Origin of the sequence: Veillonella sp., from assembly GCF_018364065.1 — a bacterium.
Taxonomy (GTDB): domain Bacteria; phylum Bacillota; class Negativicutes; order Veillonellales; family Veillonellaceae; genus Veillonella_A.
In genome coordinates, this window is the sequence record NZ_JAGZMO010000008.1 from 1 (window position 1) to 11,569 (window position 11,569).

General features: G+C 42.3%; 10 protein-coding genes. All 10 read right to left on the bottom strand.

Features of this window, described 5'->3' with window-relative positions; translation table 11 throughout:
* Positions 1-1,068 (bottom strand): ESPR-type extended signal peptide-containing protein (locus KHZ77_RS08045; RefSeq protein WP_295197672.1); only part of this gene is annotated, 1,068 nt, incomplete at its 3' end.
* Between the two features lie 1,530 nt (positions 1,069-2,598).
* The gene (rpmA, locus tag KHZ77_RS08050) at positions 2,599-2,883 is read right to left on the bottom strand and encodes a 50S ribosomal protein L27 (protein ID WP_295197673.1); all 285 of its coding nucleotides are present in this window, start codon (positions 2,881-2,883) and stop codon (positions 2,599-2,601) included.
* A 12-nt stretch (positions 2,884-2,895) separates the two neighbouring features.
* Positions 2,896-3,210, bottom strand: coding sequence for a ribosomal-processing cysteine protease Prp (locus KHZ77_RS08055; protein ID WP_295197676.1), 315 nt, complete (start codon positions 3,208-3,210; stop codon positions 2,896-2,898).
* Positions 3,211-3,213: 3 nt separating this feature from the next.
* Positions 3,214-3,525 (bottom strand): 50S ribosomal protein L21, encoded by a 312-nt coding sequence (gene rplU / locus KHZ77_RS08060; protein ID WP_295197679.1) that lies wholly within the window; start codon positions 3,523-3,525, stop codon positions 3,214-3,216.
* Between the two features lie 301 nt (positions 3,526-3,826).
* Positions 3,827-4,408 (bottom strand): manganese efflux pump MntP family protein, encoded by a 582-nt coding sequence (locus KHZ77_RS08065; protein ID WP_295197681.1) that lies wholly within the window; start codon positions 4,406-4,408, stop codon positions 3,827-3,829.
* A gap of 384 nt (positions 4,409-4,792) precedes the next feature.
* Positions 4,793-6,232, bottom strand: a complete 1,440-nt coding sequence (locus KHZ77_RS08070; RefSeq protein ID WP_295197683.1) for an Rne/Rng family ribonuclease — start codon at positions 6,230-6,232, stop codon at positions 4,793-4,795.
* Positions 6,233-6,399: 167 nt separating this feature from the next.
* On the bottom strand, positions 6,400-7,098 hold the full coding sequence (locus KHZ77_RS08075) for a TIGR03936 family radical SAM-associated protein (protein WP_295197685.1): 699 nt from the start codon (positions 7,096-7,098) through the stop codon (positions 6,400-6,402).
* On the bottom strand, positions 7,070-8,953 hold the full coding sequence (locus KHZ77_RS08080) for a TIGR03960 family B12-binding radical SAM protein (RefSeq protein WP_295197686.1): 1,884 nt from the start codon (positions 8,951-8,953) through the stop codon (positions 7,070-7,072). The genes KHZ77_RS08075 and KHZ77_RS08080 overlap by 29 nt, the downstream gene beginning before the upstream one ends.
* An 83-nt stretch (positions 8,954-9,036) precedes the next feature.
* Positions 9,037-10,140 carry a rod shape-determining protein RodA gene (gene rodA / locus KHZ77_RS08085; RefSeq protein WP_295197688.1) on the bottom strand — a complete coding sequence of 368 codons (1,104 nt, stop codon included), beginning with the start codon at positions 10,138-10,140 and terminating at the stop codon, positions 9,037-9,039.
* 9 nt (positions 10,141-10,149) lie between these two features.
* A complete protein-coding gene (locus KHZ77_RS08090) occupies positions 10,150-11,553 on the bottom strand; it encodes a P-loop NTPase (RefSeq protein ID WP_295197689.1) in 1,404 nt (467 codons plus the stop codon).
* Positions 11,554-11,569: the final 16 nt, after the last annotated feature.

Consider the following 11,569-nt stretch of genomic DNA (forward strand, 5'->3'; position numbering starts at 1 on the left):
TGTAAGTACATTGCCTGCACCGTCTTTAACGCTTACAGTCTGAAGTGCGGAATTAGCTGTATCTTGAGCGCCTTTGATAGAATCATTAAGATCTTTTTGTATGCCAAATAATTGACCGCCTGTTACAGCGTCAGTAGAACCTTCAGCCACAGCACCTTCACCAACATTAGATACTTTTTTGCCGCCTGCATCAATACCGGCTAAAGTTACGGACGGACCGCCGGCAACAGTCAAACCGTCTGCTGCAACAACTGTGTTTCCAAGGGCAAAACCACCGGCAGTTAAAGCGGCAGTGCCAACCACAATGCCATTAGCTCCAACTTTAGTTTCACCGGCTACCAAACCTGATTTGTCCAGTTTAGTATTACCTACAGTAACAGCCCCATCAGCACTGAGGTCAACTTTTTTATTCAAATCAACACTAAAGGATTTGCTACCATCAGCATTTTCACTTTCAGCGATTTTGATATTATCGCTGCCTGCAGTAAGATTCGTAGACCCTGTTTTAATGCCTTTTACCAAATCATTCAGCTTTTGTTCCCCTGCTTCAGACAAATTGCTGAGATCACGGTTAGCCATATTTTTTAATTCTTCAAGTGCGGTTGAAGAATTTGAGCTGGAATCATTAATCTTTTTGAGTGTTGCAGCGTCCAAACCTATTTTTAAAACTTGGTATTTATTTTCAATCTGAGCAGCACCAGGCTGAGATTTAGTCGATACTTTTTTATCGCCACCACTCATATAGCTACCCATTTTAACTTCTACGCCACCGTCAGTAGCACCTTGAACCAAGAGTTTATATTGAACGCCATTACCGGAGTCCCAACCAACTGCCTTATAAGCTTGACCAGTCTTGGTAAAATCTATTTCCATCTGTTTTGCATCAGTGGTAATCAAGCTGGCATCAGCTGTACTGAAACCGCCCACTAACATGGCTGCCAATAACCCGGACAACACTACGCCCTTAACTCGTTTGGATGTACCGTTCTGATGACTCTTTGCCAATTCAGAAACTACTACGTACATACCTTTTGTTTTACTCCACACTACCTTAAACACCTTATTCATGCTATATGCTCCTTTACGTCCCCACACATAATTACCCTTAAGCAATTTTAATATTGTTAAACCCAAACAACTTAAACAAACATGACTAAGAATACCTTGCGTACCCTTTATTTAATATTTAATTAAGATTTAATTATATTGAAAACATTCCAGAAAATTAAACCTTAGTACATCGGTTATTAATTCTCACCCCGATTAAGACATTTAACACCTAAACTATCTGTAAACACTCAACTTTTAACTAACACTAATTTATATCTGTACCGCCCCACTTTTTAAAAAGTTTAAAACCAAGTCTATATTTATGATGAAATATTTTAATCACTCAATAACCTGAGGTAAACTTTATTACTTCATCAAGTTAATATCCTAGTTTTTATGTATAATTAATAATATTGTATATATACACCCGCTTTCTACATACTTTAAAGCATTTTATAACGATCAATCAGTCAAATATAGGTCAATTATCATCTTTTTTACATATAATTCTAAGTCTCTAAAGATAAATAAGAGCCTCTTATCAAATCTAACCAAATGTGTCATGCTTTTCATCTGTTCATGATATGTTCATATTAATTCATAATTCATTCTATCACCTTTCATGCATATGTGCAATAGTATTAGACTTCATTATTTGATATATGAGCGACTTTCAAATCGTGTATTTTCTCCTCTTCCTAGTATAAAGCCTATGTTTTATCCGTAAATTATTCAGTTCGTGAATTTTCAGTTGCCTGTTTTTATGGTTTATAACAATCAACTCGCTTATTTTTATGTCTACTGTAAAAATACATCGTTTAAATCGACGTTAATCAGGATGAATATTTTTAAATGGCATTTTAATCAATTCATTAATTGCTCATCTTCTGTAATTGTAAAAATTTTACACATTCTTGATAATTGTATTCGCAATATCTTTTATCATTAAACAAATTTCTAAAATAATCTCTTTCGAATATTCATTGGAGATAAATTTGATTATTCTATTTCTTCATCTTGTATTCTTAATACCGCATTTTATTTTTATGCGTTATTTTTGTATTTTTAATCTATTCAAAATACTGTGTCAAAAAACATCTTTATTTTTCTCATGTTTTAATACTATATCATTTTTATATATATATGATTTTTAAACAAACCCTTCTTTTAGAAACATGTTTTGTACGCAATAGAAATAATCTACAATATAAAAGTTACATTTCCTACTCTCTTACTCACAGATTATGATTTTTAATTACCTTATTAGGTTAAAAAAATTAAGCCCTATCATACAATAGGGCTTAATTCATTATAGAAAGATATAAAACGCTGCTCACATTACCTTATAGATACATATTAGCAAATGAATTACATCTGTATCCAGCTATTTTCTTTATGGCTGCGATTAGATAAACGGCTTTTAAGTCATATGGCCATGTATAAACAATTAACAACCACCTAAACTTAGGCAACAAAAAACGGGCTCAAGATCAAATCTTGAACCCGTTTACAAGGCATATATTACATACACGCCTTTATGTATTCATCTTACGCTTCTACAGGATAAACGCTAACTTTACGGTTATAACGTCCATCGCGTTCGAAAGCAACTTTGCCAGGAACTAATGCGAACAAAGTATCATCTTTGCCGATACCTACATTAGTGCCAGGGTGGAAATGAGTACCACGTTGACGAACGATGATGTTACCGCTTTTTACAACGGAACCATCATGGCATTTAACGCCAAGACGTTTGGATTCGCTATCGCGACCATTACGTGTACTGGATACACCTTTCTTATGTGCAAATAATTGCAAATCAAAAGTAAACATTCCGTTCACCTCCTATGTTTCACTAAGTGATACAAAATCATCATACTGTTTAGCAATCTCTTGGAAACCAAGAATCATAGTAGCCAATATAGCTTGCCCGCTCTCGGTAATATTACCACTAAGTGTGATATTACATGATCCAGAGCTGTTTTCATATGTGCCTTCCTGTTTAGCAATTGACTGCAAGCCCAAAATGGCGGTGCAAGACAACGCAGAAACTGCGGCACACACAATATCATACCCATGCTCGTCATAGCCGGCATGTCCGCTAATTCGGCATCCTACTATTTGCTGCGCCTCATTGCGGTTTACTTGAATCTTAATCATGACTTATGCCTGAATGGATTCAATGCGAACTTTTGTGAACGGCTGACGATGACCTTGACGGCGACGATAGTTGGATTTTGCTTTGTATTTGAAAACTAAAATCTTCTTCGCTTTACCATGTTCAAGTACTTTACCTGTTACTTTTGCACCGTCCACAAGTGGAGCGCCTACTTTAACGTCACTGTCGTTAACTACAGTTAATACTTCGTCAAACGTTACAGTTTCTTCAGCAGCTGCTTCCAATTTTTCGATAGTAATTACATCGCCTTCAGCAACGCGATATTGTTTACCACCAGTTTTAATAATTGCGTACATTGTGACACCTCCTTGTTTTCGAACTCGCTGAATTCGGTATTCTCTCACACCGGATGGAATGAGTGAAATTTGGGAACCTCTCCATGCGGCTGCAATAGTTGGGCGTACCCAAACTATGACTAATTTATTTTACATGATATTTCGATTCTTGTCAATTTAAAGATATAAGAAAACCGGCTATTTTTCGCACATAGCCGGTTATATATATTAATAGAGTTTTAGTTGTAAAATCAATCGGATAGACTGTATAACTCTTAACCTGTGTAGAGTTCAGCCGATTTACCTGTGAGCCCCTTAGCAATTAAAACAAGGATGCTGTTATAATTCCCAAATGCTGTAATAAAATCTTTAAACCGATAAGGATGAGGACTACACCGCCCACCATTTCGGCACGGCCGGAGAGAATTTTCCCCAACTGCTGACCTAAGAACACACCGATTAGCGATATGGCAAAGGTGATGATACCGATTGTAGAAGTGGCTACCCATACATTTACCGAGAAGAACGCCAAGGTAATCCCGATTGCCAATGCATCAATACTGGTAGCGAAAGCCAGTACAAACATTTCACGCCATGTTACAAGGTGACAAATAATTTCGCCTTCATCATCAGGTTTAAAACTGTTGCGAATCATGTTAACACCCAAATAGCCCAGTAAAATAAAAATAATCCAGTGATCATAATTGTTAATTTTATCTGACAATTGTGCCCCGATAACCCAGCCGATTAGCGGCATTATCATCTGAAACAGCCCAAATAAAAAAGGCATCCCCACACGCTTCAAAGGTTCCCGGTAACTGATACACGGACCTTTAGCGATGGCGACTGCAAATGCATCCATGGCCAAACTTATTGCTACTAAAGCGATTTCCCACATTGACATGGCGTCTCATCCTCTCCTTGATGACCTTACAACTATCTATTTAACTCTTTATTTATGCTATCTGCATATATTGCACTCGCAAAATATAACCTAACTATTATATCGATATTTCTAGTTTTTGGCAATAGGAATTTTTATTTTTATTTTTATTTTTATTTTTATTTTTATTTTTTTCTTATTACTTTATGGGGCTTAAAAAAGAAGACCTAAATAACACTTAGGAGCACTTTAAAGTACTTACAAATACTTAAGAATGCTAAAGAGAAGTTTCCAGGGGATAAAAAAATGAGATGTGTTATACATCTCATTTTAAATGATTTCTTCTACGTTCGCATCTATATTTTTTACACGTTCATAACGTTATTTATTCATCCGCAACTACGTCTACACATCTGCGTCTTCGCTTAAAGCCAATAGCGAATATGCTTCGCGACTCATAGCCTGCGTAGTTTCAATACGAACTGTTTTCTTTATTTGTTTGCTCAAGTCTGACACGACGGATTTTGTGAAATATGCCGCCACTTCCGGATGCACTTCAATGAGCACATCAGTGCTGAGACGCCCCATGCGATACAATTCCCGGATACGTCGTAAAATCTGCAAATACACGGTTTCCGCCGATAACAATACGCCCGTACCGCCACATGCGGAGCAATCGTCAAAGAGCAAGGATGACAACCCTTTACGCTCTCTCTTACGCGTTAATTCCACCAATCCCAGCGATGTCATGCCGCACACCACCGTTTTAACACGGTCAGCATTAGTGAGTCGTACCAATTCTTCCAGCAGGGCTTCACGCTGCGATTTCTTCGGCATATCAATAAAGTCACAGATAATAATGCCTCCAATGTCGCGCAAGCGCAGCTGTTTGGCTATTACCTGAGCCGCTTCCTGATTCACCTGTACCGCCACTTCGCTGGCCGTACCGCTCTTGCCGGTATAATGGGCTGAATTCACGTCAATAACAGTTAACGCTTCCGTTGTATCGATTTGCAAATAACCTCCGGACGGCAAATCCACCCGGTTGGTCATAAGCGCATCGAGCTGCTCTTCAATAGGCCACTCTTTAAAAATCGGTTTCTTATCTTCATACAGAGACAGCGAAATTCGATCAGCCAATTTCGTCAATTGTAACAATTCTTGAAGTCGTTCAAATGCCGCATTGTCGTCGACGATAATTTCACTTACGTCGGCAAATGCATAGTCTCGTAACACGCGGAACCAAAAGTCCGCATCACTGTAGAGCTTCGTGCCGCCCTTGGCAACTTTAAACCGATTCTGAAGCTGCGTCCATGTATTCCACAAATACTCCATATCGGCCTGCAAATCGGAGGCTGAAGCCGTAGCTGCTGCAGTTCGCAGTATAAATCCGCACCCTTTCGCCTGGTAGGGAGCCGCCAAATCGGTCAACGTTTGACGTAACTTGTCATCGGTGATTCGTTTGGAGATATGAAGCCCTTCCGAATAGGGCAGAAGCACCATGAAACGGCCGGCCAAACTCACATCGGCACTAACGCGGGCACCTTTGCCGAGCATTTCTTCTTTTACCACTTGTACGAGAATCTGCTGTCCTACAAAGAGTTTTCCCATAGCCTTCGTCTGTTTCCCTTGACGCAGGTTCAGATAGGCATTTTGCTTTTCCCCGATGTCCACAAATGCGGCGGACATACCGGGCAGCACATTGCGCACAGTGCCTTTATATATGTGGTTAATAATTTCTTCCCGACTTTGACGGTGAATGGCAATATCGATGAGCTCATTAGCATCATCCACTACAACCAATCGCGTCTCTTCGGGCATCACATTAGCCAATATGCGTTTCATAGGCTCCTCCTTTCTTCGAAAGTATTTCGTTTATTTCTTCAATAGCATAATTAGAGCTGCCATCAATTCGTAACATAATTAGAACAGCAATCAATTAATACCATAATCAGCGCAGCAATTAATTGTGCAATTACATAGGCAAATCATTGTAAGTATTACAGTAAGTATTACACATCAAACGGTGTTTTCAGCACGCCCTGATCTTCAATCATGATGTCATGACGATGAATAGAGTATTCGTCATTGACAGGCCATCCGTACTTCTCCATACCGAGTTTCCATACTTCGCCCGGCTTCATGGTGCCTTCCGGATAGATGCCGATAGCCATGCGCAAAGTAACGCGACCGTCGTGAATCTTAGCCGTAATCGGCTCTTTTACGAAATGCTTCACATCAATAATACGAGTTTTCTTAGGTGTCACCTTTTCATACTCGATAAACTCTTCGTCATTGAAGCTTTTTAAAATCTCGGTCCACGCTGCTTCGTCGGAAGGCCCGTCCACAATCGGACCGGACACTTCATACACCGCGTAGTTACAAATCGCCATGAGCTTTTTCACTTTGTCAGGCATTTCGCGACCGTCAACCGGTTCGAGACCCGGAGGGGCTACTCGTTTTAAACGATCCACAATATTTTCCACAGATACATCTTCTAAAATATCCATGTCCACATATTCTACATCCGCTGTAATCCCCAACGCCAAGGCGGAGGAAAAGCTGATTTTCATATGCGGGTTAAACCCTTCGGAGTAGGCCATTTTAATTTCTGCACGACGAATCATGCGCTCCACGGCCTGAGCATAATCCAGATGGGATATAAAGCGCAGCGGCTCACCTTTACTTAATGCCAAACGTATTTTTTTCAACGCGTCCGCCCTCCTTATAGTCAATAATCGCTGTATCAAGTGCAGGACATACGTCACAGCCGTTACATGGTTGACGACGGCAGTCACGGGTTAATTCCGCTTTCACCGCACGATCCCATTCCAACTTCAAGTACGCCTTCGATACAGTGTCATCCAAGTGATCCCAAGGTAATGGTTCATCAAAGTCGCGGTCACGACGTGCATAATAATCAGGATCGATGCCTGTATTTTTAAATGCCTGTAACCAGCGATCCAAGGAGAAGAATTCGGTCCAGCCGTCGAACTTACAGCCTAATTTCCAAGCTTCCACCAAGGTTTTCGCCAAACGGCGGTCGCCGCGAGCAAATACCGCTTCCATATAACCGGTAGCCCCGTCATGGTAATGATAGGAAATGTTGCGGTTATTGATGAGCGTCTTTAAGTACTGCTGTTTACGATGAATTTCTTCTACATCCTGCTGGCCGTACCACTGATATGGGGAATGGCTCTTAGGTACGAAGAAGGATACGCTGACCGTAACCTTACCGTTCCGTTTGCCTGTGATTTCACGGTGCAAGTCCAATACTTTGTAAGCCAAATCTGCAATGCCGGCCACGTCTTCGTCCGTTTCCGTAGGCAAGCCCATCATAAAGTAGAGCTTAACCGTATTCCAACCGGATTTAAACGCATTTGTACAAGCGGCGATTAAGTCTTCTTCGCTAACGCCTTTATTGATTACGTCACGCATACGTTGGGAACCGGCTTCCGGAGCGAATGTTAAACCGCTCTTGCGCACTTGCTGTACCTTTTTCGCAATATCGATGGAGAATGCATCAATACGCAAGGACGGCAAGCTTACACTAACCTGTTTATCTTTAAATTCTTCCATGAGCATGTCAACTAATTCAGGCAGTTTAGAATAATCCGCCGAGCTGAGAGACATGAGGGAAATTTCGTTATAACCTGTATTGGCGATAATTTCCTTCGCCAACTGCACCAAGCGTTCCGGTGTACGTTCACGAACAGGTCTGTATAACATACCGGCCTGACAGAAACGGCAGCCGCGGGTACAACCGCGGAACAATTCGAGAACGGCGCGGTCATGTACTACGTCTAAGTAAGGTACTACCGGCTTCGTCGGATAGTGAACGTTTTCCATATCCTCAATAATACGTTTCTTTACTACGGCCGGCGCTTCCGGAGCCAACAATTTCATACCTTTGAAATCGCCGTTTTCCGTGTATTCCGGTTCGTATAAAGACGGCACATAGGTGCCCGGAATTAATGCGGCTTTACGAAGGAAACCTTCTTTCCCGTCAGGGAATCCGGCAGCCTTCTCCGCTTTATAAAGGTCGACTACTTCCACCATGGACTCTTCCGCTTCGCCAATATTGACTACGTCGAAAAAGTCTGCAATCGGCTCCATATTGTAGGCGCAAGGTCCGCCGGCAATAATAATCGGATACGATAAATCGCGATCCTTGCTGTAGAACGGAATACCGCCCAATTCGAGCATATTTAAAATATTGGAGTAGCTCATTTCATACTGTAATGTAAATCCGAGGAAATCGAAATCACGTACCGGTGTTTTTGTTTCCAAGGAATGAAGCGGAATATTGCGCTTGCGCATTTCCTCTTCCATATCATGCCACGGCGCACATACGCGTTCCGCCGCAATATCAGGGCGTTCATTTAAGATGGAATACAAAATCTTAATTCCCAAATGACTCATGCCCACTTCGTACACATCAGGAAACCCCAAACATACTGTTACATCAACCGCATTGTGATCCTTCACAACACTGTTCCATTCACCGCCCATATAACGGGCCGGCTTTTCCACATGTTGCAGCCAACTCGGCTCTAAATGCACCATAGGACCTCCTATTTTATTCTTAACTAGCTGGTAAAACTGTAAAATCTAAATTGTGAAAATCAAGTTCTTGCCATATTACGCTGCTAGAACATCAGTTTCTTGCGTCGCAAGGCAATATTAAGCAATAGCCCGACGCTAATCATATTCGTGGTTAAGGCACTGACACCGTAGCTGATAAATGGCAACGGAATCCCTGTAACCGGCATGATACCGGTGGTCATTCCCACATTAACCAATACTTCGAATACGAGCATGGAACCGATCCCCGTAGCCAGCAGCATGCCGAACACATCGTTCGCACTGCGTGCAATAACAAGGCTGCGGTAAATCAGTACAAAGAGCAACAGTAAGGCGATAACGCAACCTACGAAGCCCAATTCTTCCCCTACTACGGAGAAGATAAAGTCAGTGTGGTTTTCCGGCAGGAAGTTCAACTGACTTTGGGTACCTTCAAAAAGGCCCTTCCCTAAAATCATACCGGACCCGATAGCGATTTTGGACTGAATAATATGATAGCCCGCGCCGAACGGATCGATATTCGGATTTAAGAATACTAAAATACGCTGCTTCTGATATTCCTGCAGTACAAACCAGCCCAGCGGTGCCAATATAACGGCAACGCCTACAATGATTTGAACCAAGCGCATGCGAATGCCCCCAACGAAGAGCATGCCGCAAAGAATGGCCAAATAAACGAGGGATGTACCCAAGTCAGGCTGTTTAAATACGAGCAGGGTCGGAATACCGACGAACAGTACAATCGGCACCAAGGACTTAAACGTGTTTAACTTGTTTACACGGTTTTCCATCATGGCCGCCATACTGATAATCATAAGCAGTTTTGTAAATTCTGACGGCTGAATCGTAATTGGACCGATTTGAATCCAGCGCTGCGCCCCCAAAGCGGAGGTACCTACGAACATAACCGCCAGCAATAACACTAACGTAAGTACATACAGAGGTCTGGACCAGGCCCGCAATTTGCGGTAGTCAAACCACTGCATGCCGATTACAACGAATACATTAATAAAGAAAAAGAGTAATTGTTTACTCACTAAATCATCAAAGCTTAGACCTTCGCGATTAATGTGGGTTGCACTCCCGATAACTACAGTGCCTAAGGCGACGAGTGCAACTGTACATATAACCAGCGTCCAGTCCCAATCACGCCAAATTCTCTGCCACATATTTTCCTCCTATCGCATGCGGCTGCGTCTTGACCACAAGCTTGCCAGTTGGCGGCGCAATAAAGACGCCAGGCCGCCGCGTTTCTTCTTCGGTGCCGGTTCTTCGGCAGTATCAGAATCGGAACCTTGAGACTCTTTCCGAACGTCCTCAGCTGTTGTATCAGAAGCTTCAGCAGTTGCTTCGGAGCCCTCAGCAGTTTCATTAGAAGCCTCTTCCGATGTAGACGCGGTTTCGTTTTCTGTAGAAGTTTCACCTTCTGCAGCCACAGTTTCATCGTCTGCTGCAGCTTCATCTTTTGTAGCCGTTTCACCTTCTGCAACGGCTTCTTCCTTAGCTTCCGTCGAAACCTCAGCCTCTTCGCTGTTTGTATCTGCAGACTCTTCTACATCTTCAGCTGTTTCGCTTTCAGCAGAAGTCTCTTTTGCACCTTCAGCTTCTGCAGCCTCTATTGTTTCAGCGGTTTCATCAGAATCAGTTGTTTCAGCAGTCTCAGCTGTTGCAGTCTGTTCAGTTGTTTCAACGTTCTCAACAGTTTCAGTAGTTTCAACTGTTTCAACAGATTCTTCGTTTACAGTGCTCTCAGCACCTTCAACAACTTCAGTATTTTCAACAGTTTCATCGCTTGTAGCAACTTCAGCACTATCCGCATCAGCCTCAGTGTCTTTAACCGCCGCATATTTCACTCTTGCCGATTTCCATTGATCTAAAATGGTTTCTTCCGGCTCGTAATGGTCCGTAATCAACGCCTGCACCAGTGTATCCATCATTTCATCAAAGAACGGATCTACTTCTTCGTGAAGAATCCCTTCCTGTGACCAGTTTTGAATGTCTTCGCGATATGGCAAAATGGTGCCCAGCTGTTCAATTTGAAGTGCAGCCAAAGCGTCTTCTACAGACACTTCCGCACCGCTATGTCCTACGCCGTTCAATACGAGCGTGTAGTTTAACTGACGGATTTCACGGCACATCTGCACAACGCGCTGTACGGCGCGCATAGATACCCATAAGGGCTCAGCCACGAGAATAATCTGTTCCGCCGCCTTGAAAATAGCTTCGTTACCGCGTCCGATACCGGCCGGAGAGTCGATGATTACATAGTCATATTGCTCAGCCAGTTTACTAATCAGCTTCGCATAGCCTTTACGGCCTACATCTTCCCAGCGACGACTTTGGGTTGCAGGCAAAAAGTCAAATCCATCACCTAATGATAATATGGCATAGTCTGACGTACAGTTATCCTTCCAAATATCAACGGCGTCAAAGAAGATTTCATCTTCCTTCCCTACCACCAGATCAAGATCGCGCATACCAAAATCAGCGTCTGTAATTAATACACGTTTACCCGCCCGGTGAAGATCTCCGCCTAATGAAGCAGTCAAAGTAGTTTTACCTACCCCGCCTTTACCTGACATAATTGCTAAAATGCAG

What these genes read in the sequence shown, in the direction of transcription:
- rpmA (WP_295197673.1), bottom strand. Translation starts at nt 2,883, where the DNA reads ATGTTTACTTTTGATTTGCAATTATTTGCACATAAGAAAGGTGTATCC.
- KHZ77_RS08055 (WP_295197676.1), bottom strand. Translation starts at nt 3,210, where the DNA reads ATGATTAAGATTCAAGTAAACCGCAATGAGGCGCAGCAAATAGTAGGA.
- rplU (WP_295197679.1), bottom strand. Translation starts at nt 3,525, where the DNA reads ATGTACGCAATTATTAAAACTGGTGGTAAACAATATCGCGTTGCTGAA.
- KHZ77_RS08065 (WP_295197681.1), bottom strand. Translation starts at nt 4,408, where the DNA reads ATGTCAATGTGGGAAATCGCTTTAGTAGCAATAAGTTTGGCCATGGAT.
- KHZ77_RS08070 (WP_295197683.1), bottom strand. Translation starts at nt 6,232, where the DNA reads ATGAAACGCATATTGGCTAATGTGATGCCCGAAGAGACGCGATTGGTT.
- KHZ77_RS08080 (WP_295197686.1), bottom strand. Translation starts at nt 8,953, where the DNA reads ATGGTGCATTTAGAGCCGAGTTGGCTGCAACATGTGGAAAAGCCGGCC.
- rodA (WP_295197688.1), bottom strand. Translation starts at nt 10,140, where the DNA reads ATGTGGCAGAGAATTTGGCGTGATTGGGACTGGACGCTGGTTATATGT.
- KHZ77_RS08090 (WP_295197689.1), bottom strand. Translation starts at nt 11,553, where the DNA reads ATGTCAGGTAAAGGCGGGGTAGGTAAAACTACTTTGACTGCTTCATTA.